Origin of the sequence: Pseudomonas sp. IT-232MI5 (genome assembly GCF_949767845.1) — a bacterium.
Lineage (GTDB): Bacteria > Pseudomonadota > Gammaproteobacteria > Pseudomonadales > Pseudomonadaceae > Aquipseudomonas.
On the sequence record NZ_CATKQE010000011.1, the window covers coordinates 646544 to 671036 of the forward strand.

General features: G+C 57.6%; 23 protein-coding genes and 4 tRNA genes. 7 read left to right on the forward strand and 20 right to left on the reverse strand.

From position 1 onward, the window contains the following. Positions 1–61: 61 nt before the first annotated feature. Complete coding sequence (locus tag ACM6JQ_RS11840) at positions 62–961, reverse strand: LysR family transcriptional regulator (protein ID WP_414893857.1); 900 nt, start codon at positions 959–961, stop codon at positions 62–64. Positions 962–1079: 118 nt separating this feature from the next. On the opposite strand from ACM6JQ_RS11840, the gene ACM6JQ_RS11845 reads away from it, so the two are divergent. Continuing rightward, complete coding sequence (locus ACM6JQ_RS11845; protein WP_414893858.1) at positions 1080–2285, forward strand: MFS transporter; 1206 nt, start codon at positions 1080–1082, stop codon at positions 2283–2285. A 623-nt stretch (positions 2286–2908) separates the two neighbouring features. Here ACM6JQ_RS11845 and ACM6JQ_RS11850 read toward each other — a convergent pair. The 10 genes from ACM6JQ_RS11850 to ACM6JQ_RS11895 all read right to left on the reverse strand — a co-directional run bounded on the left by ACM6JQ_RS11850 (position 2909) and on the right by ACM6JQ_RS11895 (position 12307). Beyond that, entirely contained in the window at positions 2909–4780 is a 1872-nt protein-coding gene (locus tag ACM6JQ_RS11850; protein WP_123376242.1) for a SurA N-terminal domain-containing protein, read from the reverse strand. 228 nt (positions 4781–5008) lie between these two features. Beyond that, positions 5009–5281 (reverse strand): HU family DNA-binding protein, encoded by a 273-nt coding sequence (locus ACM6JQ_RS11855; protein WP_003183171.1) that lies wholly within the window; start codon positions 5279–5281, stop codon positions 5009–5011. 148 nt (positions 5282–5429) lie between these two features. After that, the gene (gene lon / locus ACM6JQ_RS11860; RefSeq protein ID WP_007917325.1) at positions 5430–7826 is read right to left on the reverse strand and encodes an endopeptidase La; all 2397 of its coding nucleotides are present in this window, start codon (positions 7824–7826) and stop codon (positions 5430–5432) included. Positions 7827–7989: 163 nt separating this feature from the next. After that, positions 7990–9273 (reverse strand): ATP-dependent Clp protease ATP-binding subunit ClpX, encoded by a 1284-nt coding sequence (clpX, locus tag ACM6JQ_RS11865; protein ID WP_003223632.1) that lies wholly within the window; start codon positions 9271–9273, stop codon positions 7990–7992. Positions 9274–9385: 112 nt separating this feature from the next. Next, entirely contained in the window at positions 9386–10021 is a 636-nt protein-coding gene (gene clpP / locus ACM6JQ_RS11870; RefSeq protein WP_007951559.1) for an ATP-dependent Clp endopeptidase proteolytic subunit ClpP, read from the reverse strand. Between the two features lie 93 nt (positions 10022–10114). Next, positions 10115–11425 carry a trigger factor gene (gene tig / locus ACM6JQ_RS11875; protein ID WP_007917329.1) on the reverse strand — a complete coding sequence of 437 codons (1311 nt, stop codon included), beginning with the start codon at positions 11423–11425 and terminating at the stop codon, positions 10115–10117. 402 nt (positions 11426–11827) lie between these two features. Beyond that, positions 11828–11903, reverse strand: a tRNA-His gene (locus ACM6JQ_RS11880). A gap of 77 nt (positions 11904–11980) precedes the next feature. Further along, positions 11981–12065, reverse strand: a tRNA-Leu gene (locus ACM6JQ_RS11885). 57 nt (positions 12066–12122) lie between these two features. Then, positions 12123–12198, reverse strand: a tRNA-His gene (locus tag ACM6JQ_RS11890). Between the two features lie 32 nt (positions 12199–12230). Continuing rightward, a tRNA-Arg gene (locus ACM6JQ_RS11895) sits at positions 12231–12307 on the reverse strand. 275 nt (positions 12308–12582) lie between these two features. Between ACM6JQ_RS11895 and folD the strand changes: the two genes are divergently transcribed. Together folD and pbpG are read left to right on the forward strand one after the other, a co-directional pair. Continuing rightward, complete coding sequence (gene folD, locus ACM6JQ_RS11900; RefSeq protein ID WP_007917331.1) at positions 12583–13437, forward strand: bifunctional methylenetetrahydrofolate dehydrogenase/methenyltetrahydrofolate cyclohydrolase FolD; 855 nt, start codon at positions 12583–12585, stop codon at positions 13435–13437. A gap of 230 nt (positions 13438–13667) precedes the next feature. After that, entirely contained in the window at positions 13668–14606 is a 939-nt protein-coding gene (pbpG, locus tag ACM6JQ_RS11905) for a D-alanyl-D-alanine endopeptidase (protein ID WP_414893859.1), read from the forward strand. A 54-nt stretch (positions 14607–14660) separates the two neighbouring features. On the opposite strand, the gene ACM6JQ_RS11910 is transcribed toward pbpG, so the two are convergent. The 3 genes from ACM6JQ_RS11910 to ACM6JQ_RS11920 form a co-directional block, all read right to left on the reverse strand. Next, positions 14661–14867 carry a hypothetical protein gene (locus ACM6JQ_RS11910; RefSeq protein ID WP_095114516.1) on the reverse strand — a complete coding sequence of 69 codons (207 nt, stop codon included), beginning with the start codon at positions 14865–14867 and terminating at the stop codon, positions 14661–14663. Between the two features lie 12 nt (positions 14868–14879). Further along, positions 14880–15086, reverse strand: coding sequence for a DUF6021 family protein (locus ACM6JQ_RS11915; protein WP_007917337.1), 207 nt, complete (start codon positions 15084–15086; stop codon positions 14880–14882). A gap of 89 nt (positions 15087–15175) precedes the next feature. Then, positions 15176–15847 (reverse strand): peptidase C39 family protein, encoded by a 672-nt coding sequence (locus tag ACM6JQ_RS11920; RefSeq protein ID WP_414893860.1) that lies wholly within the window; start codon positions 15845–15847, stop codon positions 15176–15178. A 234-nt stretch (positions 15848–16081) separates the two neighbouring features. Between ACM6JQ_RS11920 and ACM6JQ_RS11925 the strand changes: the two genes are divergently transcribed. Then, on the forward strand, positions 16082–16249 hold the full coding sequence (locus ACM6JQ_RS11925; protein ID WP_176472385.1) for a hypothetical protein: 168 nt from the start codon (positions 16082–16084) through the stop codon (positions 16247–16249). 256 nt (positions 16250–16505) lie between these two features. Here ACM6JQ_RS11925 and ACM6JQ_RS11930 read toward each other — a convergent pair whose 3' ends face one another. Together ACM6JQ_RS11930 and ACM6JQ_RS11935 are read right to left on the reverse strand one after the other, a co-directional pair. Next, positions 16506–17255 (reverse strand): TerC family protein, encoded by a 750-nt coding sequence (locus tag ACM6JQ_RS11930; protein WP_007917342.1) that lies wholly within the window; start codon positions 17253–17255, stop codon positions 16506–16508. 29 nt (positions 17256–17284) lie between these two features. Further along, positions 17285–17527, reverse strand: coding sequence for a hypothetical protein (locus ACM6JQ_RS11935; RefSeq protein WP_007917343.1), 243 nt, complete (start codon positions 17525–17527; stop codon positions 17285–17287). Positions 17528–17660: 133 nt separating this feature from the next. On the opposite strand from ACM6JQ_RS11935, the gene nhaR reads away from it, so the two are divergent. After that, positions 17661–18560, forward strand: coding sequence for a transcriptional activator NhaR (gene nhaR / locus ACM6JQ_RS11940; RefSeq protein WP_007917345.1), 900 nt, complete (start codon positions 17661–17663; stop codon positions 18558–18560). On the opposite strand, the gene ACM6JQ_RS11945 is transcribed toward nhaR, so the two are convergent. Beyond that, positions 18555–19718, reverse strand: a complete 1164-nt coding sequence (locus tag ACM6JQ_RS11945) for an MFS transporter (RefSeq protein WP_095114519.1) — start codon at positions 19716–19718, stop codon at positions 18555–18557. The two genes, nhaR and ACM6JQ_RS11945, sit on opposite strands and share 6 nt — an antisense overlap. A gap of 336 nt (positions 19719–20054) precedes the next feature. On the opposite strand from ACM6JQ_RS11945, the gene sstT reads away from it, so the two are divergent. Further along, complete coding sequence (gene sstT, locus ACM6JQ_RS11950) at positions 20055–21287, forward strand: serine/threonine transporter SstT (protein WP_007917349.1); 1233 nt, start codon at positions 20055–20057, stop codon at positions 21285–21287. A gap of 255 nt (positions 21288–21542) precedes the next feature. Here sstT and ACM6JQ_RS11955 read toward each other — a convergent pair whose 3' ends face one another. Further along, the gene (locus tag ACM6JQ_RS11955; protein ID WP_007917351.1) at positions 21543–22052 is read right to left on the reverse strand and encodes a DUF1993 family protein; all 510 of its coding nucleotides are present in this window, start codon (positions 22050–22052) and stop codon (positions 21543–21545) included. 125 nt (positions 22053–22177) lie between these two features. Between ACM6JQ_RS11955 and ACM6JQ_RS11960 the strand changes: the two genes are divergently transcribed. After that, a complete protein-coding gene (locus tag ACM6JQ_RS11960; RefSeq protein ID WP_123376246.1) occupies positions 22178–22825 on the forward strand; it encodes a YceH family protein in 648 nt (215 codons plus the stop codon). Positions 22826–22939: 114 nt separating this feature from the next. On the opposite strand, the gene ACM6JQ_RS11965 is transcribed toward ACM6JQ_RS11960, so the two are convergent. Beyond that, positions 22940–23458: a cupin domain-containing protein gene (locus ACM6JQ_RS11965; protein WP_414893861.1), complete on the reverse strand. Its 519-nt coding sequence runs from the start codon at positions 23456–23458 to the stop codon at positions 22940–22942. A 211-nt stretch (positions 23459–23669) separates the two neighbouring features. Next, a complete protein-coding gene (locus ACM6JQ_RS11970; protein ID WP_095114520.1) occupies positions 23670–24488 on the reverse strand; it encodes a shikimate 5-dehydrogenase in 819 nt (272 codons plus the stop codon). Positions 24489–24493 lie beyond the last annotated feature (5 nt).

The following is a 24493-nucleotide window of genomic DNA, read 5'->3' on the forward strand; positions in this document are numbered from 1 at the left end:
TATTGTGCAACAGATCACGACCCTGCGGCGCATGGATTAGTGTCTTAAAGCAGTTACAACTCTATCGACCGCGCGTTGCGGGAAAAAGTCGCAACGCCAGATGATCGATGAACACGCGCAGTTTCGCCGTGGCGTGGCGACTCGATGGCCATAGGACCCAGAACTGCCCGGTGTGTTCCAGATGCGCATCCAGCACCCGCTGCAAGCGCCCTTGGGCTTCGGCCTCACGGGTCATGAAATCAGGCAGACAGGCAATGCCCATACCGGCCAGCACCGCGTGGCTCACGGCCTCGATGGACGTACTGATCAGCCGCGTCGGCAACGTCGGCTCGGCGGCACCTTGCGCGCGGATCAGCGGCCATGTTTCCAGTTTGCCGGTAGCATGAAACGTATGCCGCAGGCACGCGTGCGCTGCCAGATCGCCCGGCGTTTGTGGCACACCGCGTTGCGCCAGATAAGCCGGGCTGGCCACCAGCACCATGTGAAAATCGCCCAACGGTCGCGCCATCAGTCGCGAATCTCGCGGTTTGCCGGTACGGATCACCGCGTCGAAACCTTCCTCAACCACATCGACCATGCGATCGGTCAAATCCAGATCCAGTTCAATCTGCGGGTACAACCCCATGAACTCGGTCATGACCGGCATCACCAGGCCATGCACCTGCGGCAGGCTGATGCGTAACTTGCCATGGGGTTTGGCGGCGGCATCACACAACTCGAATTCCGCCGCCTCGACTTCAGCGAGGATCTTGCGACAGCGCTCCAGAAACAGCGCGCCCTCACTGGTCAGCGTGACGCTGCGCGTGGTGCGTTGGAACAGGCGCACGCCGAGTCGCGCCTCCAGCCGCGCGATACTTTTGCCCACCGCCGACGATGACACCCCTTGCAAGCGGCCAGCCTCAGTGAAACTGCGCGTTTCGGCGACCTGAACAAACACCGAAATACTGCCCAGGCTATCCATACCACTCTCCCATTGCTGACATCCGTGTCCGATATGTTCGGAACCTTAACCCGTTTTTCACCGATGTGCAGCGCTCTACCCTGTGCTCCTCGTCAACTCTGCACACGGATGCCGGCTCATGAACGACGCACAACTCGAATGCCCCGCACTTGAACAACCTGCCGAACGCCGCGAGCGATTACCCCTTGCTGCGCTGCTGGCACTGGCTACCGCCGGATTCATTACGGTCATGACCGAAGCCATGCCCGCCGGCCTGTTGCCGCAGATGAGCAGCGGCCTGAATGTCTCCCAGGCGCTGATCGGGCAATTGGTCACGCTGTACGCAATCGGCTCGATTCTGGCAGCGATTCCACTGACGATCGCCACCCGCGGCTGGCGGCGCAGACCGCTGCTGCTGTCCGCCATCGGCGGCTTTGCCATCGCCAACAGCATCACCGCGCTGTCGGAGCTGTACTGGCTAACGTTGATTGCACGTTTCATTGCCGGCGTATTTGCCGGATTACTTTGGGCACTGCTGGCCGGATATGCGAGCCGTATGGTCGCCCCGCACCTGCAAGGCCGCGCCATCACCGTGGCCATGCTCGGCGCGCCGCTCGCGCTATCGCTGGGAATACCCGTCGGCACCCTGCTCGGCAGCCTGATCGGTTGGCGTCTGAGCTTCGCGATCATGACCGCGCTGACCGTAGTGTTGGTGGTCTGGGTACGCTGGCAAGTACCGGACTTCGCCGGCGAACGCGCGGAAAACCGCCTGCCGCTGCGTCAGGTGTTTAACTTGCCGGGCGTGCGAGCCGTCTTGTTTGTCACCCTCACCTACGTAATCGCGCACAATTTGCTCTACACCTACATCGCGCCCTTTCTGCAGCTTTCCGGGCTGGATACCAATGTCGACCGCGTGTTGCTGGTATTCGGCCTCGCCTCGGTGCTGAGCCTGTGGATCGTCGGCAGCCTGATCGACCGTTGGCTACGCGAACTGGTATTGATCAGCGCCGGATTGTTCATGCTCTCGGCGATAGCACTGGGTCTGTGGCGCGACTCGCCGAATGTGGTGTACATCGCCACCGCTGTGTGGGGACTGGCGTTTGGCGCAATGCCATCGCTGCTGCAGACCGCCTCAGCGAAAACCGCGAAAGAAGCTGCTGACACAGCGCAATCGATGCTGGTGACGTTGTGGAATGTCGGGATTGCTGGCGGTGGTTTGATGGGTGGTGTGTTGCTGGGCAACCTCGGTGTGGGGGCGTTTCCGTGGATCGTTGCAGGGTTGTTGGTGTTGACCCTGTCAGTAACTATCAAAGCTCGGAAACATGGTTTTCCAAGAGCCGAATGAGACCGAATGAGCTGTTGGATTGAGACCTGACCGCTGGAAATCGGCCGATTGACAGGCCGCCATCGCGAGCAGGCTCACTCCTACAATGGAACTGAGTACATCAGACAGAAGATGGGTCGGCTCTCAGGCCGCCTTCGCGAGCAAGCTCGCTCCCACAGTTAATTTGTATACCGCCCACGCGGCAAAGCCGCCCCACTCAACAGGATGAGCGTTAGCTCGGCTGCAGCTTTTGATCTTGATCTGAAGGCCCGTCGGCAGGCTGAGTGGAGGGATTTATCCGGGGGTGGGAGCGCAGCGACCGTTCGACGAAGTCGAACACATCGAGAGGAGGTGCAGCGAAGCAAACCGTAGGCGATGCCCCCGGATGAATCCCGGAGCGAAGGAACCCCGAGCCCCAGCGAGCGGGCCGAACGTCAGGGCACAGACCTTTGGTTACTTTGGGGCGTTTGCCAAAGTGACCCGCCGTAAGGGCGGAACCGCCAGCGGCAACACCCGCAGCAACGGATATACCCCAAAAACCCCAAGAACATGGTCGGCCCAAAGGCCGCCACCACCCAACGCCCAAAAAAAAGCCCCGACCATAAGGCCGGGGCTTTCACATCACATCACAGCTCAATCAGACATCAAAACCGCTTGATCTCAGCCTGAGCTTCCAACTGCTTGCGATACGCCGCAAAGTCCTGCTGCCCCTCACGCGAAGCAAGGAAACGACGGTACTGAACCTTCTCTTCATCCGTCGGCGCAGCCGCTTCGTTAACTCCATTCAGACGCACGATCATCAGACTGCCATCGGGCAACGTCACGCTGGTGAACGTCGGCTTGTCCTTGGCAGCCGGCTTCGGCATACGGAACAACGCCTGCAGCACCGCCGGATCAACACCTTCCTGACCACGAGTGGCCGCTTCGGTGGCTTTCCAGTTCTGACCCTCAACTGCCTTGTCCAACGGCGCCTTGCCATCACGCAGATCAGCAATCAGCTTCTCGGCCTTGGTCTTGGCAGCCGCACTGGCGTGCTCTTTGGTCAACTGAGTGCGGATAGCCACATTCACGCTTTCCAGCGGCAGTTGCGCAGGCTTCAGGTGCTCCTTGGAACGCAGCACGATCACGGTTTCCGGATCCAGCTCAATGGCGGTGCTGTTGGCACCTTCGTCGATCACTTCAGTGCTGAACGCTGCGGTGACCACGGCACGGTTGGCCGCAACACCTTCGCCACCCTCACGGCCGAACGGCTTGGAGGTGTGCACGGTCAGTTTCAGATCCGCCGCTGGCTGAGCCAGGTCAGACGCTTCGAACGCCGAGTCTTCCAGTTGCTTGGTCGCCTCGACAAAACGCTGCTCGACCTGTGCGGCTTTCAGCTCGCGGGTCAGCTTGTCTTTCAGGCTGGCCAGAGTCGGCACTTCAGGCGCTTCCACACCCAGCAGCTTGATCAAGTGGTAACCGAAGTCAGTACGAATCGGCTCGGACACCTGGTCTTTCGACAAGGAGTACAAGGCTTTTTCGAACGCCGGGTCGTAAACACCCGGACCTGCATAACCGAGGTCACCACCGTTGTTGGCCGAACCCGGGTCCTGCGAGAACTCCTTGGCCAGCGTTTCGAACTTCTCGCCCTTGGCCAGACGCGCCTGGACTTCGTCGATCTTCGCCTTGGCCTGAGCTTCGGTGGTCTTGTCGTTCACTTCGATCAGAATGTGCGCGGCACGACGCTGTTCCGACAGGTTGGCGATCTCTTTCTGATACGCCGCCTGCAGGTCTTCGTCCTTGACCGCAACCTGATCGAAGAACGAAGACTTCTTCAGTTCTACGTAATCGATGATCACTTGATCCGGAGTCATGAACTCCTTGGCGTGCTCGTCGTAGTACGCCTTGACTTCGTCGTCGGTCAGTTTGACCGCTGCCGGGTCAGCCTTGACGTTCAGGGTGGCGAAATCGCGGGTCTGTTTTTCCAGACGGGCAAATGCCAACACTTCAGCGTCGGTGACGAAACCGCTGCCAGCCACACCGGCACGCAGTTGGCCGATCAGCATTTCCTGAGCCAGCATCTGGCGGAATTGCATACGGCTGTAACCCAGTTGACGGATCACCTGGTCAAAGCGCTCGGAGCTGAACTTGCCGTCCACCTGAAATTCAGGTGTTTGCAGGATCACTTGGTCCAGTGCGCCTTCGGAGAAAGCGAATTTCGCTTGTTCGGCGCCTTGCAGCAGCAGCTTGCGATCGATCAGACCCTTGAGGGCCGATTCGCGCAGCATTTTCTCATCAAGCAAGGAAGCATCGAAGTCTTTGCCCAACTGTTGCATCAACTGACGGCGTTGCATATCAACGGCCTGACTCAGTTCGTTCTGGCTGATTTCTTCACCGTTGACCTTGGCCGCCTCATTCTTGTGAGTCGTGGCCTGGAAAATGGCGTCGAAACCGGTCAGAGCCATCAGTGCAACGATGACCCCGATAATGGTCTTGGCAATCCAGCCTTGTGAATTGTCCCTGATATTCTGCAGCATGCGTCCCCCAGAAACGGTTGAACTTCAAAATTAGGCAACCGTGGAGCGTGGGTAGAATCCGGATAGAAGAAAGGCGCATCCGAGGATGCGCCTTCTCGTAACTGGCGGAGCGGACAGGGCTCGAACCCTCGATCCCGGCGTTACAGGCCACTGTTTCAGCGACCTGCTCTACCGCTCCGCTGCCAAGTCAGGCATGACCCCGACCCGGATGGGTAAAAACCTGAAAACTTAGTTAACAGCTTCTTTCAGTGCTTTACCGGCTTTGAAACCTGGCTTCTTGGCAGCCGGGATTTCCAGAGTCTTGCCGGTCTGAGGGTTACGACCGGTACGAGCCGGACGGTCCGTCACGGAGAAAGTACCGAAACCAACCAGAACAACGGAGTCGCCAGCCTTCAGAGCGCCAGTGACGGATTCGATTACAGCGTCCAGCGCACGGCCAGCAGCAGCTTTCGGGATATCAGCGGATGCAGCGATAGCATCAATCAGTTCCGACTTGTTCACTCTAAGTCCCCTTATATCTATTTTGAGATGATTCTAAGTTTTTTGGTGAAAGCAAAAACGAGTGCTGAATGGCCTACAGACACTTAAGAGCCGCTTTATAACAAGGGCTCTAAAAAACTGTCAAGGAAGCCCCCCAGTCAAAAGCGTATTAATGCGTGCTAATTCTTTCCTTAGAGTCAGACTCACGTTTTTCGTCCTTGGCAACTATCTCCGGAGCCACATCCGGCAAGGGCTCCGGCGCGTATTGCAGCGCAATTTGCAGGACCTCGTCAATCCATTTAACCGGTTTAATCTGCAGATCCTGCTTGATATTGTCAGGAATCTCCTTCAGATCACGCACGTTCTCTTCCGGAATAATCACAATCTTGATTCCGCCGCGGTGAGCCGCCAGCAATTTTTCCTTCAGACCACCAATCGCCAGCACCTGACCACGCAGGGTAATTTCACCGGTCATGGCGACATCGGCGCGCACCGGAATGCCGGTCAATGCCGACACCAGCGCCGTGCACATGCCTACACCAGCGCTAGGGCCGTCCTTCGGGGTTGCCCCTTCGGGCATATGGATGTGCGTGTCGCGCTTCTCGTGGAAGTCCAGAGGAATGCCCAGGCTCTTGGCGCGGCTGCGCACTACAGTGAGCGCAGCAGTGATCGATTCGACCATTACATCGCCCAGCGAACCGGTCTTGATCAACTGACCTTTACCCGGCACAACCGCGGCTTCGATGGTCAGCAATTCGCCGCCCACCTGTGTCCAGGCAAGGCCGGTCACCTGACCGATCTGATCCTGCTGTTCGGCCAGACCGTAGCGGAATTTGCGCACACCGAGGAAGTGTTCCAGCAAGTCAGCTGTCACTTTCACCGAGAAGCGTTTTTCCAGTGCGTGCTCTTTAACAGCCTTGCGGCAGACCTTGGCGATCTGACGTTCGAGGCCACGCACACCGGCTTCACGGGTGTAGTAACGGATGATGTCGCGAATCGCTTCTGCGTCGAATTCCAGCTCGCCCTTCTTCAGACCGTTAGCGGCGATCTGTTTAGGCGAGAGGTATTTGACCGCGATGTTGATCTTCTCGTCTTCGGTGTAGCCCGGCAGACGGATCACTTCCATCCGGTCGAGCAGCGCCGGCGGGATGTTCATCGAGTTCGAGGTGCACAGGAACATCACATCGGAAAGGTCGTAATCGACTTCCAGATAGTGGTCGTTGAAGTTGTGGTTCTGCTCTGGATCGAGCACTTCCAGCAATGCCGATGCCGGGTCGCCACGCATGTCACTGCCCATTTTGTCGATTTCATCGAGCAGGAACAGCGGGTTGCGCACACCCACTTTTGTCATCTTTTGAATCAATCTTCCCGGCATCGAACCGATGTAAGTCCGACGGTGACCGCGAATTTCCGCTTCATCACGCACGCCACCGAGGGCCATGCGCACGAATTTGCGGTTGGTGGCGTGAGCGATCGACTCTGCCAGCGAGGTTTTACCCACGCCCGGAGGACCGACCAGGCACAACACCGGGCCACGGATTTTCTTCACGCGTTTTTGCACGGCGAGGTATTCAAGGATACGTTCCTTGACCTCTTCGAGGCCGTAGTGATCGGCATCGAGAATGTCTTCTGCACGCGCCAGGTCCAGGCGAACCTTGCTCTGCGCCTTCCACGGCACTTGCACCAGCCAGTCGATGTACGAGCGCACCACCGTGGCCTCAGCGGACATCGGCGACATCTGCTTGAGCTTGTTCAGCTCGGCCGTGGCCTTGGCCAACGCGTCTTTCGGCAGACCGGCAGCGTCGATACGCTTTTTCAGGTCTTCGATTTCGTTGTGGCCTTCGTCGCTGTCGCCGAGTTCTTTCTGAATGGCCTTCATCTGCTCATTCAAGTAGTACTCGCGCTGACTGCGCTCCATTTGCTTTTTGACGCGGCCACGAATGCGTTTTTCGACTTGCAGCAGATCGATCTCGGCATCCAGCAACGCCAGAACGTGCTCGACCCGGGCCGACAAATCGATGATTTCGAGAATTTCCTGCTTCTGCTCGATTTTCAGCGCCATGTGCGCCGCCATGGTGTCGACCAGGCGACCCGGCTCATCGATGCTGTTGAGCGACGACAGGACTTCAGCCGGGACTTTCTTGCCCAACTGCACATATTGTTCGAACTGCGACAGCAGCGTGCGCACGAACACTTCGGATTCGCGCTCGGCAGCGTCGACTTCTTCAATCAGCGAAACTTCAGCACGGCAGTGGCCGTCGACTTCGCTGAAGCGTTCGACGGTGCCACGCTGCTCACCCTCGACCAGAACCTTTACGGTGCCGTCAGGCAGCTTCAGAAGCTGTAGAACAGTGGCGATGGTACCTACGCGATAGAGAGCGTCTTCACCGGGATCGTCGTCAGCCGGGTTTCTCTGGGCCAGCAGGAGGATCTGCTTGTCGCCCGTCATCGCGGCCTCGAGGGCTTCGATGGATTTCTCGCGCCCCACGAACAGCGGGATAACCATGTGCGGATAAACCACGACATCACGCAATGGCAGGAGAGGCAATTCGATGGTTGTCTTCATGATTTCGCCTCTACGGCGGCCATATGGCCGTAATCAGATGGAATTGAGCTTGAAACCAAGATGGGGGCTGCCTTGAAAAAAAACAAGCGCTAAGCGGATGTAAAAAATGACATAAAAAAAAAGAGGCCCGAAGGCCCCTTCTTTATTCCAGCAGACTGGACGCTTACGCGTCCGGCGCCGCCTTGGCTGTCGGCTCACTGTTCTCGTAGATATACAGTGGCTTGGACTTGCCTTCGATCACGCTTTCATCGATCACGACTTTGCTCACCTCGGACTGCGAGGGGATTTCATACATCGTGTCGAGCAGTACACCTTCGAGAATCGAACGCAGACCACGGGCACCGGTTTTACGTTCCAGGGCACGCTTGGCGACCGATTTCAGCGCGTCGGTCCGGAATTCCAGATCCACGCCTTCCATCTCGAACAGCTTGGCATACTGTTTGGTCAGAGCATTTTTCGGCTCGGTGAGGATCTGCATCAGCGCAGCCTCATCCAGCTCGTCCAGCGTCGCGAGGACCGGCAGACGACCGACGAACTCCGGGATCAGACCGAACTTGACCAGATCGTCAGGCTCGACTTCACGCAGGGATTCACCGACTTTCTTGCCTTCTTCCTTGCTGCGCACTTCCGCATTGAAGCCGATGCCGCCCTTGGTGGAACGGTTTTGAATAACCTTTTCCAGACCAGAGAACGCACCACCGCAGATGAACAGGATGTTACGGGTGTCGACCTGCAGGAATTCCTGCTGCGGGTGCTTGCGACCACCTTGCGGCGGTACGGATGCGACCGTGCCTTCGATCAACTTCAGCAAGGCCTGTTGCACGCCTTCACCGGAAACGTCCCGGGTGATCGACGGGTTGTCGGACTTGCGGGAAATCTTGTCGATTTCGTCGATGTAGACAATACCCATCTGGGCTTTCTCTACGTCGTAATCGCACTTCTGCAGCAGCTTCTGAATGATGTTCTCGACATCTTCACCCACGTAACCCGCCTCGGTGAGGGTGGTTGCGTCGGCAATGGTGAACGGAACGTTCAGCAAGCGGGCCAGTGTTTCGGCCAGCAGGGTTTTACCGGAGCCTGTCGGGCCGATCAGCAGGATGTTGCTCTTGCCGAGTTCGACGTCGTCAGCCTTTTTGTCACGCTGGTTCAGGCGCTTGTAGTGGTTGTACACCGCTACGGCCAAAACCTTTTTGGCACGCTCCTGACCAATGACGTACTGGTCAAGGATGCCGCTGATTTCTTTAGGCGAAGGCAATTTATGCGCGCTGCTTTCGGCCTGGGCTTCCTGCACCTCCTCACGGATGATGTCATTGCACAGGTCGACGCACTCGTCGCAGATAAAGACCGAGGGGCCGGCAATCAATTTGCGCACTTCATGCTGGCTTTTGCCACAGAAGGAGCAATAGAGCAGCTTGCCGTTGTCCTCGCCGTTGCGGGTGTCAGTCATTCGTTCGATCCAAATCCGATAGGCTTGCAACACAAGATGAAGGCTATTGCGGGCTTTTTCAAGCCCGCCGCTGATCAGACAAGCCGACCAAGCCTATTTTGAGCTGCTTATTTTAAGCTGGGCGCTGGTTGATCACTTCGTCGATCAGGCCATATTCCTTCGCAGCTTCTGCACTCATGAAGTTGTCGCGATTGGTATCGCGCTCGATTTCTTCCAGAGTACGCCCGCTGTGCTTGGCCATCAGCGTGTTCAGACGCTCGCGAATGAAGAGGATTTCCTTGGCATGGATTTCGATGTCCGACGCCTGGCCCTGGAAACCGCCCAGTGGCTGGTGAATCATCACGCGCGAGTTCGGCAGGCAGAAACGCTTGCCCGGGGCACCTGCGGTCAGCAGGAATGCACCCATGCTGCAGGCCTGGCCGATGCAGGTGGTCGACACGTTCGGTTTGATGAACTGCATGGTGTCGTAGATCGACATGCCTGCAGTCACCGAACCGCCCGGGGAGTTGATGTAAAGATGGATGTCCTTGTCCGGGTTTTCCGCTTCAAGGAACAGCAGTTGCGCGCAGATCAGGTTGGCCATGTAGTCCTCTACCGGACCAACCAGAAAGATCACTCGCTCCTTGAGCAGGCGCGAATAGATGTCATAGGCGCGTTCGCCACGAGCAGATTGCTCGACAACCATCGGGACCAGGCCGCCGGCGGCCTGGATATCAGAGTTCTGCTGAATATAAGAATTACGGAACATGCTCTGCAGTCGCTCCCAAATAGTTATGTCTTGAATACGCATAAGCCAGCTCGAGAGCTGGCTTATGGTGTGTACTTCTTAACGCAAATTCAATCAGTCGGCTGTTGGAGCTTCTACCGGCTTGACTGCTTCTTCGTAAGAGACCGCTTTGTCGGTCACACTAGCTTTCTGCAGAACAGTATCCACAACTTGTTCTTCCAGCACAACCGAACGCACTTCGTTCAGCTGCTGCTCGTTTTTGTAGTACCACGACACAACCTGCTCAGGCTCTTGGTAAGCCGAAGCCATTTCCTGAATCATTTCGCGAACGCGAGCTTCGTCAGGCTTCAGGTCGAACTGCTTGACCACTTCAGCAACGATCAGGCCCAGCACGACGCGGCGCTTGGCTTGCTCTTCGAACAGCTCGGCCGGCAGTTGATCAGGCTTGATGTTGCCACCGAACTGCTGAACAGCCTGCACGCGCAGACGGTCAACTTCGTTGGACAGCAGCGCCTTAGGCACTTCGATCGGGTTGGTGGCCAGCAGACCGTCCATTACCTGATTCTTGACCTTGGATTTGATCGCCTGACGCAGTTCGCGCTCCATGTTCTTGCGAACTTCGGTGCGGAAACCATCGATGCCGCTTTCCTTGATGCCGAATTGAGCGAAGAACTCTTCGTTCAGCTCTGGCAGCTTAGGCTCGGACACAGTGTTGACGGTCACGGTGAACTCGGCGGTTTTGCCGGCCAGGTCCAGGTTCTGATAGTCCTCAGGGAAGGTCAGGTTCAGAACGCGTTCTTCGCCGGCTTTAGCACCAACCAGGCCTTCTTCGAAGCCCGGGATCATGCGACCGGAACCCAGCACCAGCTGAGTGCCCTTGGCGGAGCCGCCAGCGAATACTTCGCCGTCAACCTTGCCAACGAAATCGATGTTCAGTTGGTCTTCGTTCTGGGCAGCGCGATCGGCCACTTCAAAACGAGTGTTCTGCTTGCGCAGGATGTCGAGCATTTTGTCCAGGTCAGCGTCAGCCACGTCAGCGCTCAGGCGCTCAACGGTGATGCCGTCGAAACCGGCAACGGTGAACTCAGGGAACACTTCGAATACAGCAACGTATTCCAGGTCTTTGCCAGCTTCGAGCGACTTAGGCTCGATCGATGGCGAACCTGCCGGGTTCAGCTTCTGCTCGACCACAGCTTCGTAGAAGGAGGACTGGATCACGTCGCCTACCGCTTCCTGACGAGCATCAGCACCGAAACGGCGCTTGATTTCGCTCATTGGCACTTTGCCTGGACGGAAGCCAGCAATCTTGGCCTTTTGGGCAGTCTGCTGCAGACGCTTGTTGACCTGAGTCTCGATGCGCTCTGCCGGCACGGTGACGCTCATGCGGCGCTCGAGAGCAGTAGTATTTTCAACAGAAACTTGCATGGATATTCCTCGTTGCACAGACGTTAGCCGGCCGTTTCCGACCCCAGAATCAAGGGCATGCATTCTAGTGGGTCAAACTCAAGAAGTCACCCTACTGAAAACGGGTAAAAAAACAGCAGGCATATTATCGGGACCGCCACACCAATGCAGCGCGTCCCACAGGCGAATACAACCAATCACGCCAGGGCTCTGCGCCAACCGCTTCTATATATAGAAGAGACTGCCAATCACTCCCTGACGGCCGCTCTTGCAAGCAAGCCCGGCGAACAGCGCAGCATCATCGAGCAACATAAATACGACGAAGCGCCCTGCCCCTGCACCCCGAAACCGGCAATCACCGGTTTTCAGAAGCGCTAAAACAAAAAAGGCGCCAGACTGTTAAATCTGGCGCCTTTCGAAATATGGGGTGGACGATGGGGATCGAACCCACGACAACGGGAGTCACAATCCCGTGCTCTACCAACTGAGCTACGCCCACCATATTGCGTAACAAAAAAGCCAAACAACTTCTTTGTTGAAACCTCACCAGCCCGAAGACATGAATGAAGCTTTAATTGGTGCGGATGAAGAGACTCGAACTCTTACGCCTCGCGGCGCTGGAACCTAAATCCAGTGTGTCTACCAATTCCACCACATCCGCGGATGAAGCTTTTAAAGCAAAGGCGCCAGACTGTTACATCTGGCGCCTTTCGAAATATGGGGTGGACGATGGGGATCGAACCCACGACAACGGGAGTCACAATCCCGTGCTCTACCAACTGAGCTACGCCCACCATATCGCGTTACTTGTGCCAAAGCTGCCTAATGGCGCACCCGGCAGGACTCGAACCTGCGACCATCCGCTTAGAAGGCGGATGCTCTATCCAGCTGAGCTACGGGCGCCTTATTAATCTGTACTCTTAAAGGACTACAAACTAAGTGCTTTCCAGTGTCGCAGAACCTTGATTCCGCTTCACCTTCTTAACCAGTGCTAGGCTGTGCCCGACAAGTGCGACGAATAGTATAGAGCGCTCCGAAGGTCGTCAAATCCTTTTTGAAAAAAATTCATTTAATTAAAGGAGTTAGAGGAATTTGCTGACCAAGCGCCTTTGCCCTCACCGCTCGACATGCGAGAATGCGTTCTCATTTTTTCCCCTCTCGATGGTTAATCACGCGCAATGACTGCACAACTAATCGACGGCAAATCGATCGCCGCCAGCCTGCGCCAGCAGATCGCCCAACGAGTTGCCGAGCGTCGCCAGCAAGGCCTGCGCACTCCCGGCCTCGCGGTGATCCTGGTCGGCAGCGATCCTGCCTCTCAGGTTTATGTCTCGCACAAGCGTAAAGACTGTGAAGAGGTTGGCTTCCTCTCTCAAGCCTACGACCTGCCCTCTGACACCACGCAAGACGCGTTGACCGATCTGATCGATCGCCTCAACGACGACCCTGCAATCGACGGCATCCTGCTTCAGTTGCCGCTGCCCGAGCACCTGGATGCCTCCAGACTTCTGGAGCGTATCCGCCCGGACAAAGACGTCGACGGTTTCCATCCTTATAACGTCGGTCGTCTGGCCCAGCGCATTCCGCTGCTGCGTCCATGCACGCCTAAAGGCATCATGACGCTGCTGGAAAGCACTGGCGCTGACCTTTATGGCATGGACGCAGTGGTCGTCGGCGCCTCCAACATCGTCGGGCGCCCGATGGCGATGGAACTGTTGCTGGCCGGTTGCACCGTGACCGTGACTCACCGCTTCACCAAGGATCTGGCCGGCCACGTTGGCCGTGCTGATCTGGTGGTGGTGGCCGCCGGCAAGCCGGGCCTGGTCAAAGGCGAGTGGATCAAGGAAGGCGCGATCGTGATCGACGTCGGCATCAACCGTCAGGACGACGGCAAACTGGTCGGCGACGTAGTCTACGAAACCGCCCTGCCCCGCGCTGGCTGGATCACTCCGGTGCCGGGTGGCGTCGGTCCGATGACCCGCGCCTGCCTGCTGGAAAACACCCTTTATGCGGCAGAAACCCTGCACGCCTGAGTGGTACTTTCAGCAATAAGAAAAACCCGCCTTGTGCGGGTTTTTTCATGCCTGAGAAAAAACTGTAACCGTTCGCCGGAAACCCCTCTTTTTACAGGCCTTTTCACGAGTTTTTCAGGTCGTTCAAACAACCATCGACAGATCTTCAGCCATACTCCTAGAATGCGACGCTTTGAAGAAATAACCCGTTACAAACTAACGGAATATCCAACCTTTATGAGTTCGCCCGCGTGAAAATTCGTCTTTCGATTCTGAGCCTGTTTTTTGTTTTTACAGGCACATTCATCACGCCAACGATCAACGCTGCGGAAACCACCGCTGCCCCCCGTGACGCTTCGACCCTGAAGATCGCCTCCGGCAGCGCCCTGCTCATGGATATGCAGACCAACAAAGTCATCTACTCCAGCAACCCTGACGTGATCGTACCGATTGCCTCCGTCAGTAAGTTGATGACCGGTTTGGTAGTGGTTGAAGCCCGGCAGAACATGGACGAATGGATCAATGTCGATATCAGCAACACACCGGAAATGCGCGGTGTGTTTTCCCGAGTCAAACTCAAGAGTGAACTGCCGCGCCGCGAGATGCTGCTGATCGCCTTGATGTCTTCGGAGAACCGCGCGGCCGCCAGCCTCGCGCACCACTACCCGGGAGGCTACGCCGCCTTTATCGCGGCGATGAACGCCAAAGCCAAGGCACTGGGCATGACCAGCACGCATTTCGTCGAACCGACAGGCCTGTCGGAGCGTAACGTTTCCACCGCCCGCGACCTGAGTAAGTTGCTGGTGGCCGCGCATAAGTATCCGCTCCTCAGCGAACTGACCACCACCAAGGAAAAAACCGTGTCGTTCCGTAAACCCAATTACACCCTGGGTTTCCGTAATACCGATCACTTGGTCAATAAAGCCGACTGGGACATCAAGATCACTAAAACCGGCTTCACCAACCCCGCCGGGCATTGCCTGGTGCTGGTGACGAAAATGGGCAATCGCCCGGTCGCTTTGGTGATTCTCGACGCGTTCGGCAAGTACACCCACTTTGCCGATGCCAGCCGCATCCGCAGCTGGGTGGAAACCGGCAGGAGCGCCAACGTCCCAGCCGTGGCCCAGCAATACAAGGCCGAGAAAAACCTCAAGTCGCGCCAGAGCGGCGTGGTTGAAGCCTCCAAGTAATCCTCCACGCAAGAAAAAGCCCCGAATCTTCGGGGCTTTTTTTTATCCGTTGAATCAGTCATTGGGCAACGGCATCTGGTCGTCATCAGGGATGCCATCGCCTGCACTCGGATCCCGTGCAGGCTCGGGTGTCAGCACATTAGGCCGGGCCATCGGGTCGCGCAGCGGGCTGTCCGGGTCCAGCACCGGATCAATCTCCGGCTCTGGCGTGGTGGGCACACTGTCGGGTTTATGGTCGTCGAAGCTTGAATCAGTACTCATACGCACCTCGCATCAAGGTTTCAGATCAGCCAGGGGATCGTAGGGTTTGGCTGGTTTCCTGGGGTCTTCGCCTGGCTCAACGTCGAGAGGCGCCTTGGCGGGGCCGACAGGATCGACTTGCGGATCATCGAGGTCGGGCGAGTCCGGATCAAACCCCAGATCATCTCCCGAAGAATGCTCGGACGAATGCGGGCCTTTCGGTGCTTGGGAATCTGTCATATCGCCTCCTGATTCACCCGCGGAAAGCGGGTTCTATTCGTAGGAGGCTTGCCGGGCGCAGTCGTGCCCGGCAAATGACGAACGGAGACTCAGTGGGCTGCCAGCGCCTTGCGCGCCTGCGCCGCTTCGTTTTCCTGACCGGCCTGAGCCAGATCATCCGCCGCTTTGAGCCAGCGCTGTCGGTCGACGGCTGCGGGGATCTGCGACGGTTTCTGAATCAGCACGGCCCAGCCACCGGACTTTTCCAGTGCCGACTCAAAGGAACTGAAACTCATCAGCTCGCGACGGTTCATGCCGGCGCGCAGCAACACTTTCTGCTTATTGCGGTCGTAGCCGGACAGGATCGCGTAACGCGGTTCGGCCCAGAATGCCGAACCCTCGCTGAAACGCACCATCACCGGATAACCCGCTGCCACTTGCTTCAACAGCGCTGGCAGCTTGCTGTCCAGCGGGTACACCACCATGCCGTACTCACGGGCAAGGTTTTGTAGATTCTGCTGCAATTGGTCTTCGGCACCCGGCAGGTGCAATGGTTTCTCGAGCAGCCCCGGGGTAATCACGATGCCCTGCTGCGACAACAGGCTAGCCAGCACTTGCGGCCCGCTTTGATTGGCTTCACCGCGATAGAACGTGCCGCTGAGTTCGACCCGCTCCGGCAGACGCTTGACCTCGGGCGCGACATTGCCTGCACATCCGGCCAACACGGCCGCGCAACCCGCCACCAGCAGCGCCGCACGAATTCGAGAAAATACCTGCACCATCATCACTCTCTGTTCAGACGCCGGTCATCGTGTTCCGGCAACGCCTGCGATCATAGGGCCGCTCCAGGCTGCGGTATAGCCTTAAGCGGCAGACCCATCGATTGCATAGAGCAAACTGATTGGTCGCAATCGACCTTTGGTCAATAGTCTGAAACACCCCATTGTCTAGACTGTCACTGAAACAGAGCGAATTGAAAAAGCGTGCGCCCGATGCAGGGCGAAGAGGAGGCACTGATGAGCCTGACCATGACCATTGTGATGTTGATTGCCGGCTGGCTGGCCGTGGCGGCTGCCATGTTGTGGGGGGTGCTGCGGATTTCGCGGCGCCACCATCATCCGGTTCAGCCTGCTGCGGTTGAGAAAACCGAGAAGCACAGCCCGCGTCACGCAACTGCGCACTGAGGCCAAACTTTAAAAGCAAAAGCCCCTCACCCTAGCCCTCTCCCGGAGGGAGAGGGGACTGATCGAGTCGCTATTGAGAAATACATCGACGTGAAATATCGAGCCGAACTCAGGTTTAAAAACCACGCAGATCGGCTCCCTCTCCCTTGGGAGAGGGCTGGGGTGAGGGGCTGGCTCTATCCCGCACTGCAAATCTTGATTCAAAAAAAACCGCCTGTTCTCTAAGAGTTCAGGCGGTTTTTTGTACTTTCAGCAGTTACGCCTGCTCAGCCAGTTTCTTCTGCCTCGCCCGACGCGACATCATGTTCAGCACTTCAATCGCTGCCGAGAACGCCATCGCCGCATACACATAACCTTTCGGTACGTGGGCACCGAAGCCTTCAGCGATCAAGGTCATACCGATCATGATCAGGAAGCCCAGAGCCAGCATCACCACCGTCGGGTTGTCGTTGATGAACTTGGCCAGCGGCTCAGCAGCAAACAGCATCACCAGTACCGACACCACTACAGCGATGATCATGATCGGCAAGTGTTCGGTCATGCCGACCGCAGTAATGATGCTGTCGATCGAGAACACCATGTCGAGCATCAGGATCTGACCGATAGCGGCGGCAAAACCTAGGGTAACCGTCGAGGTCGCCGACTTCGGATCTTCCGGCGCCGGGTCCATGCTGTGATGGATTTCAGTCGTGGCCTTCCAGACCAGGAACAGACCACCGGCAATCAGGATCATGTCCTTCCAGGAGAACGCCTGGCCCAGAATCTCGATCACCGGCGCAGTCAGCTGCACGATGAAGGCGATGGTGCTCAACAGTGCCAGACGCAGAATCAACGCCATACCGATACCGATGCGGCGCGCTTTCTGCTGATACTGCTTGGGCAGCTTGTTGGTCAGGATCGAGATAAAGATCAGGTTATCGATGCCGAGCACGATTTCCATCACCACCAAGGTGGCCAAAGCAACCCAGGCGGTGGGGCTGGCGGCGAGCTGTAACAGATATTCCATGGGTCAGTCCTGACTCTGTGTAAGACGAATTAGATGGTCTTGGAGGAAGATTCGGATTTTTCCGCATCTTTTTCCGGTGTTTCTTTCTTCTCGATCAGCCCGCCGGTGGCATCGCTGAGTGCTTGCTCGGCGGCTTTGTGGGTGTCGTCGATCGCTTGCTTGGCGCTTTCGGCAGCCTTGCCCATCAGTTGCTGAGCGCTTTTCTCGGCCTGATCGCAACCGGCCAGAAGCAGTAAAGACGTAAACATCAATGCTGGGATGGTGTATTTCATGAGGCTTCCTTCGAATGAACAGACAGGGTCACAGACCAGCCGTCGATGGCTGGGCATTCTAGGGAGATGAACACTTCAGGAAAATTCGTATTTTTAGCGGCTATACTTCGGTTTTCACGAACTGTAGAACGCCATGCTCAATTATCGACAACTGCATTACTTCTGGGTCGTAGCCAAGACCGGCAGCATCGTGCGCGCCTGCGAGCAACTGAACCTGACCCCACAAACCATCAGCGGGCAAATTTCACTGCTCGAACAGACGTATGGCATCGAGTTATTCAGACGGGTCGGCCGGCAACTCGAATTGACCGAAGCCGGACGCCAAGCCCTGCCCTACGCCGAGCAAATGTTTCAGCTGGGTGGCGAGCTGGAACTGATGCTGCGCGCACAACCCAACGAACAGCAGATCCTGTTCCGCGTCGGCGTGGCTGACGTGGTGCCGAAATCCATCGTCTATCGCCTGATCGCACCGACCATGGAGCTGAACGAACCACTGCGCATCACCTGCCGCGAAGACAAGCTCGAACGTTTGCTCGCCGATCTGGCCATCCAGCGTCTGGACCTGGTGATTTCCGACAGCCCGATGCCCTCGCACCTCGACATCAAGGGCTATAGCCAAAAGCTCGGTGAGTGCGGGATCAGTTTTTTCGCCACCCCGGAACTGGCAGCCAAATACGGCCAGGATTTCCCACGCAGTCTGCACGGTGCACCACTGTTGATTCCCGGGCCGGAAACCGTGGTGCGCAGCCGCTTGCAGCGCTGGTTTGCCGAGCAGCAGATCCAGCCGCAAATTGTCGGCGAATTCGATGACAGTGCCTTGATGCAGGCCTTCGGCCAATCCGGCAGCGGGATTTTTATCGGCCCAAGCGTGATTGCCGATGAGGTGAAGCGCCAGTATGGCGTCGAGCTGATTGGCCAGACCGACGCGGTGACCGAGTCGTTCTACGCCATTTCGGTGGAACGCAAGGTCAAGCACCCCGGCATCGTTGCGATTACCGAAGGTGCCCGACGCGAGCTGTTTACCGCGTTATGAGGCCTCGGCGCACATTTCGCGCGGCTTGAGCGTCATCAGCACCATGGCGAGGAACACCGACAGCAAAATGAACCCGGCGGCGGCAAAGCCAAGGAAGCCCAGACCCGCGCTGTCGATGACCCGACCACCGACGATGGCGCCCAGGCCGATCCCCAGATTGGCCCCGGCGATGTTCAACGAGGCGGCAAAGGCCGGCGCTTCTGGCGCCGCTTTCATCAGGCGCACGTGGCTGACCAGGAACAACGCAGCCTGGGTTACGCCCCAGATCCCCATCGCCACCGCCAAGCCCAGCGGCGAATGAATGTTCGGCACGAGCGAGACCATGCCGGCAATCATGAACGCACAGAACAACACCGACGCCCCCAGCGGATGCTTATCCACCGCACGACCGCCCAGCGAGTTACCAATCAACCCGACTGCACCGAAGGCCATCAGGCACCAACCGACCACAGTGCCGTTGAACCCGGCGAGGCGCTCAAGAATGTCGGCCAGATACGTGTAAGCGGTAAACATGCCGCTGAACACCAGAATCGACAGCAGGATATGGCCGATCATCAGCGGACTGCGCAGGATTTTGAATTGCGAGCGGAAGCTGACCTGGTGCTGGTGCAGACTGGTTTTCGGCAGATAAACAAACAGCAACAAGGCTTTGGCAAAAGCTATCACCGCCAAAATCCCAAAGGCACTGCGCCAGCCGAACGCATCGGAAATCAGCGTGCCGACTGGAATGCCGAACACCGTGGCGCAGACAATGCCAAAACCGATCTTGGCAATCGCGCGACCGGCGAAATCCGGACCGACGATGTCCACGGCAGTCTCACTGGCCAAGGCCCAGAACACCGGCAGACCGAGCGCCGGGATCAACCGGGCAATCGCCATCACCCAGATATTCGGCGCCAGCGCCGCCACGGTATTGGCCAGACCAAACATGATCAGGATGCTGATAAACAGCTTGCGCCGCTCGAAGCGGGCGAAATACGCGGTCAGGAAAGGCCCGAACATCGCCACCGTGAAGGCGAACAAAGTCACCAGCAACCCGGCCTGCGGGATGGTGACTTCGAGGTCTCGGGCAATCGCCGGCAACAGGCCGACGATGACGAATTCCGTGGTCAGCACCGTGAAGCCGGCGGCGGACAACAGAAGAATGGGCAACAGCATGCGCAACTCCAGCAAAACGACGACACCAGCGTTGACCCGGAGGCCCGCTGGCAGAGTTTGAAAATAAGGATGCGCAATCCTAACAGAGTGTGTCCGGGCTGACTTGCACAAACCTGCCGACTTTGTTGCCTGATCCGGTGGCAGATCGTCACATGCCTGAAGGATAAGGCCTACGCTGTGATAAAGTCCGCGCCCTGAAAAATGTACGGCCTGTTCAACGACCGGCTTATTGGCGTTGATGTCGCGTCAACACTTTCGGTTCGTGGCGGTGGTCTGCCCCTGTTTTGCCATCGCTTTACGCAACCTTGCACCCTATAAAAAATCAGAGATGCCGCTATGACCGCTTCATCCCCTTCTCTATTGCAACGCCTCAAGAACCTCAGCTTGGTCACGCAGATCCTCATTGGCCTGATCGCCGGTATCGCCCTGGCGCTGTTCGCCCCGGAAGCGGCGAAAGGCACGGCGTTCATAGGTAAAGTATTCGTATCGGCGTTGAAAGCCGTCGCACCGATTCTGGTGTTCGTGCTGGTAATGGCCTCGATTGCCAACCACAAGCACGGCCAGGAAACCCATATCCGCCCGATCCTGTTCCTCTATTTGCTGGGCACCTTCGCGGCAGCAGTTGTGGCAGTGGTCGCGAGCATGGCGTTCCCGTCGCACCTGGTGTTGTCGACCGACAACGTTTCGGTGACGGCGCCGGGCGGTATCGGCGAAGTGCTGCAGAGCCTGCTGTTGAGCGTGGTCGACAACCCGGTCAGCGCGCTGATGAACGCCAACTTCATCGGCATTCTGGCCTGGGCGATCGGCATGGGCATCGCGATCCGCCATGCCGGCGACACCACCCGCGAAGTGCTGGGTGATCTGTCCAACGGCGTGACCTTGATCGTGCGAGTGGTGATTCGCTTCGCGCCGCTGGGCATTTTCGGTCTGGTGGCTTCGACGCTGGCTACGTCCGGCTTCGGCGCGCTGATCGGTTACGCGCACCTGCTGGCCGTGCTGCTCGGCTGCATGCTGTTCGTGGCGCTGGTGATGAACCCGCTGATCGTGTTCTGGAAACTACGTCGCAACCCGTATCCGCTGACCCTCAAGTGCCTGCGTGAAAGCGGTATCACTGCATTTTTCACCCGCAGCTCGGCGGCGAATATTCCGGTCAATCTGGAATTGAGCAAGCGTCTGGGCCTGCATGAAGACACCTATTCGGTGTCGATCCCGCTGGGCGCGACCATCAATATGGCCGGTGCGGCGATTACCATTACCGTGTTGACGCTGGCGGCCGTGCACACATTGGGTATTGCCGTGGACATTCCGACGGCGATTCTGCTCAGCGTTGTCGCCGCGATTTGCGCGTGTGGCGCGTCGGGTGTGGCGGGTGGTTCGTTGCTGTTGATTCCGTTGGCGTGCAGCCTGTTTGGCATTCCGAGTGAGATTGCCATGCAGGTGGTGGCGGTCGGTTTCATTATTGGCGTGTTGCAGGACTCGGCGGAGACGGCGCTGAACTCGTCGACTGACGTGCTGTTTACCGCAGCGGCGTGCCTGGGTGAAGAAGAAAAGGCCCAGCGTACGGCTTGATATTCGCTGTAATGAAAAGCCCGCCATGGTGTGAACCTTGGCGGGCTTTTTTGTGGCTGAGATCTTTTCCCCCTCACCCCAACCCTCTCCCCCCAAGGGGGCGAGGGGGAAAGGGGGCAGACCGATTGTTGTTCAAGATCTGAGTTCGACTTGATAGTTCAGGTCGGTGTAACTCGAACAAACAACACCGTCAGTCCCCTCTCCCTCTGGGAGAGGGCTAGGCGGGCGGCGTTCCGATGAGGGGCTTTTGACTTTTTAGAACGCGCCCATGTAATCACGCTTGCCCACTTCAACGCCGTTATGACGCAGCAGCGCATAAGTGGTGGTGACGTGGAAGAAGAATTGCGGCAGACCGTAAGTCAGCAAATAAGCCTGACCGCTGAAGCGCTTTTCTTTCGGCGTGCCCGGACGAGTGACGATTTCAATGCCTTCCTTGCCATCAATCTGCTCTGGCTTGATCTCGCCGATGTAGGCCAGCACCTTGGCAATCAGAGCTTGCAGCTCGGCGAAGGTGGTTTCGGTATCGTCGTACTTCGGCACTTCAACTTCAGCCAGACGCGAGGAAACGCCTTTGGCGAAGTCCACGGCGATCTGTACCTGGCGGGTCAACGGGAACATGTCCGGGAACAGACGGGCCTGCAGGAACGCGTTCGGGTCGATGTTTTTCTCGGTGGCGTGGGCTTCAGCCTTTTTCAGCACATCGCTCAAAGCGTTGAGCATTTGTTGAAAAACCGGGACAGATGCGGCGTACAGGGAAATGGTCATGGCAGTCTCGTGTGGTGGCTGGGTGGAACAAGGAGGCGATTATAGCCATGCTTGATGACCACACGGCTTGCCTTTTGTTTGGCAAGGATTAGGCTAGGCGCCTTCGACTGCAGAGGGAACGCGCGATGACCACAGAACCAGAATCCACCTTCGACGAGCCACGGCTCAATGCCACGGAGATTCGCATCCTCGGCTCGTTGATCGAGAAACAAGCCACCAGTCCGGAAACCTATCCGCTGACCCTGAATGCACTGGTCACGGCGTGTAATCAGAAAACCAGCCGCGAACCGGTGATGAACCTGACTCCGGGCCAGGTCGGCCAGAGCCTGCGCGCACTGGAAGGTCGTGGTTTCGCCAAACTGGTAATGGGCAGTCGTGCCGACCGCTGGGAGCACAAGGTCGACAAGGCGCTGGAGCTGGTGCCGGCGCAAGTGATTCTGAGCGGTTTGATGTTTCTGCGCGGCCCGCAAACCGTCAATGAACTGCTGACCCGCAGTGGGCGCATGCATGAATTTGAAGACACCGAGCAGGTGGTGCATCAACTTGAGCGTTTGATTGCGCGGGGGCTGGCGGTACTGATTCCACGTCAGGCCGGGCAGCGCGAAGATCGCTACACCCATGCTCTGGGTGATCCGGCGGATAGCGAGGCGATCATGGCGGCACGGCAGAACCCGTCGGATCGCAGTACCAGCAGTGGCGTTTCGGTTGAGCGTATTGAAGAGCTGGAAGCGCGGATTGCCGCGCTGGAAGAGCGTCTGGCCCGCCTCGAATAGCCACACAAAATCAATGTAGGAGTGAGCCTGCCCGCGATAGCGGTGTGTCAGTCAAATTACCGTTAATGACACACCGCTATCGCGAGCAGGCTCACTCCTACAGGGATCTGCGCATTACTCGCCATCCCAGTAATCCACACCCTCCGCCTGCCGTGCCACAGCCACAAAACCTGAGGCATTGCCCTCGGCATCGATGTTGAAGTTATCCATCACCGCATACTTGTTCGAATCCGGGTACTCGCAGATTTCCGGCTGTTGCTGGGTACTCACCGCCAGATAACGCAGTTCGGCCTGACTGGTATTGATGATCTGATGCGCCTTCTCCGGGCCGCCCGGCGGGCAAGCGATCACATCGCCTTCGCGGATCGGAAAACGCTCCGTACCAAGACGCACCTCGCCCTCCCCGGCCACCACGTAGAACATCTCTTCGTTGACCCGATGACTGTGAAACGGACTGCCGCGCATGCCCGGAGGCAAGGCGTACAGGCGATAACCGAGTTTCTGCGAACCCAGTTGCTGGCCAATCCGCGCCATGCGCTGCTGATAGCGCCCGGCGGTTTCGCCTTCCGGGGCCAGGGCTTCGGGCAGGGGTTCGAGTTCGACCTGATGCAGGTTGAGGATGGGCGGATGCATGGGAGCCTCGGTCACGGTTTTTGTGGTGGGCAAGTCTGGGCTTGCTGGGGAGGCAGTATAGGCAGCAGGATAAACCGAGGTGAATTCATCGCTGGCAAGCCAGCTCCCACAGGTTTCGGGTTGGAACACAAATCTGTGAGCAGCTCCCATACCTTGTGGGAGCTGGCTTGCCAGCGATGAGGCCAGTTAACTCACTGCATAATTATGAGAATCAGCTCCGGGCAAACGCCACCGCCGCCGCAAATTGCTCTTCAGTCGGGCGCACGCCGGTGTACAGCACAAACTGCTCCAGCGCCTGAATCGCAATCACCTCAAGCCCGGTAATTACCTTTTTGCCATCGGATCGAGCGCGCACGATCAACGGTGTCTCCGACGGGATCGCCACCACATCAAACACCGTATCCGCAGCCTTGATCGCCTCAGGCTCAAACGCCAGTTGCCCCGCCTCCGGCCCGCCGTCCATACCCACCGGCGTCACATTGATCAGCATCTGCGGACGCTCCTCGCCCAGTTCCGCCTGCCAGCGATAACCCAGCGAATCCGCCAAGGCACGCCCGGCACGCTCATTGCGGGCGACGATCAAACCGTTTTTATAACCGCCATCACGCAAGGCGCTGGCCACCGCTTTGGCCATGCCGCCGCTGCCTCGCAGGGCGAAGGTCGAATCCTTGGGTACCGCGTGGGTTTCCAGCAACTGCGCGACAGCAATGTAATCGGTGTTGTAAGCCTTCAGATGGCCGTCGGTATTGACGATGGTGTTGATCGACTGGATCGCTGCCGCCGACGCATCCAACTCATCGACCAGCGCAATGCACGCTTCCTTGAACGGCATCGACACGCCGCAACCGCGAATGCCCAAAGCGCGAATGCCGCCCACGGCACCCGTCAAATCCTGGCTGCTGAACGCCTTGTAATAGAAATTCAGGCCCAACTGCTCATACAAATGGTTATGAAAACGCAGACCGAAATTGCCTGGGCGTCCGGACAGGGACATGCACAGCTGGGTGTCTTTGTTCGGGTTCATCTGCATGAAAC

What these genes read in the sequence shown, in the direction of transcription:
- ACM6JQ_RS11945 (WP_095114519.1), bottom strand. Translation starts at nt 19,718, where the DNA reads ATGCTGTTGCCCATTCTTCTGTTGTCCGCCGCCGGCTTCACGGTGCTG.
- clpX (WP_003223632.1), bottom strand. Translation starts at nt 9,273, where the DNA reads ATGACTGACACCCGCAACGGCGAGGACAACGGCAAGCTGCTCTATTGC.
- ACM6JQ_RS11850 (WP_123376242.1), bottom strand. Translation starts at nt 4,780, where the DNA reads ATGCTGCAGAATATCAGGGACAATTCACAAGGCTGGATTGCCAAGACC.
- lon (WP_007917325.1), bottom strand. Translation starts at nt 7,826, where the DNA reads ATGAAGACAACCATCGAATTGCCTCTCCTGCCATTGCGTGATGTCGTG.
- sstT (WP_007917349.1), top strand. Translation starts at nt 20,055, where the DNA reads ATGACCGCTTCATCCCCTTCTCTATTGCAACGCCTCAAGAACCTCAGC.
- ACM6JQ_RS11845 (WP_414893858.1), top strand. Translation starts at nt 1,080, where the DNA reads ATGAACGACGCACAACTCGAATGCCCCGCACTTGAACAACCTGCCGAA.
- ACM6JQ_RS11920 (WP_414893860.1), bottom strand. Translation starts at nt 15,847, where the DNA reads ATGGTGCAGGTATTTTCTCGAATTCGTGCGGCGCTGCTGGTGGCGGGT.
- ACM6JQ_RS11930 (WP_007917342.1), bottom strand. Translation starts at nt 17,255, where the DNA reads ATGGAATATCTGTTACAGCTCGCCGCCAGCCCCACCGCCTGGGTTGCT.
- ACM6JQ_RS11960 (WP_123376246.1), top strand. Translation starts at nt 22,178, where the DNA reads ATGACCACAGAACCAGAATCCACCTTCGACGAGCCACGGCTCAATGCC.
- ACM6JQ_RS11910 (WP_095114516.1), bottom strand. Translation starts at nt 14,867, where the DNA reads ATGAGTACTGATTCAAGCTTCGACGACCATAAACCCGACAGTGTGCCC.
- ACM6JQ_RS11965 (WP_414893861.1), bottom strand. Translation starts at nt 23,458, where the DNA reads ATGCATCCGCCCATCCTCAACCTGCATCAGGTCGAACTCGAACCCCTG.
- folD (WP_007917331.1), top strand. Translation starts at nt 12,583, where the DNA reads ATGACTGCACAACTAATCGACGGCAAATCGATCGCCGCCAGCCTGCGC.
- tig (WP_007917329.1), bottom strand. Translation starts at nt 11,425, where the DNA reads ATGCAAGTTTCTGTTGAAAATACTACTGCTCTCGAGCGCCGCATGAGC.
- ACM6JQ_RS11935 (WP_007917343.1), bottom strand. Translation starts at nt 17,527, where the DNA reads ATGAAATACACCATCCCAGCATTGATGTTTACGTCTTTACTGCTTCTG.
- ACM6JQ_RS11970 (WP_095114520.1), bottom strand. Translation starts at nt 24,488, where the DNA reads ATGCAGATGAACCCGAACAAAGACACCCAGCTGTGCATGTCCCTGTCC.
- ACM6JQ_RS11915 (WP_007917337.1), bottom strand. Translation starts at nt 15,086, where the DNA reads ATGACAGATTCCCAAGCACCGAAAGGCCCGCATTCGTCCGAGCATTCT.
- ACM6JQ_RS11955 (WP_007917351.1), bottom strand. Translation starts at nt 22,052, where the DNA reads ATGACCATTTCCCTGTACGCCGCATCTGTCCCGGTTTTTCAACAAATG.
- ACM6JQ_RS11925 (WP_176472385.1), top strand. Translation starts at nt 16,082, where the DNA reads ATGAGCCTGACCATGACCATTGTGATGTTGATTGCCGGCTGGCTGGCC.
- ACM6JQ_RS11840 (WP_414893857.1), bottom strand. Translation starts at nt 961, where the DNA reads ATGGATAGCCTGGGCAGTATTTCGGTGTTTGTTCAGGTCGCCGAAACG.
- clpP (WP_007951559.1), bottom strand. Translation starts at nt 10,021, where the DNA reads ATGTTCCGTAATTCTTATATTCAGCAGAACTCTGATATCCAGGCCGCC.
- nhaR (WP_007917345.1), top strand. Translation starts at nt 17,661, where the DNA reads ATGCTCAATTATCGACAACTGCATTACTTCTGGGTCGTAGCCAAGACC.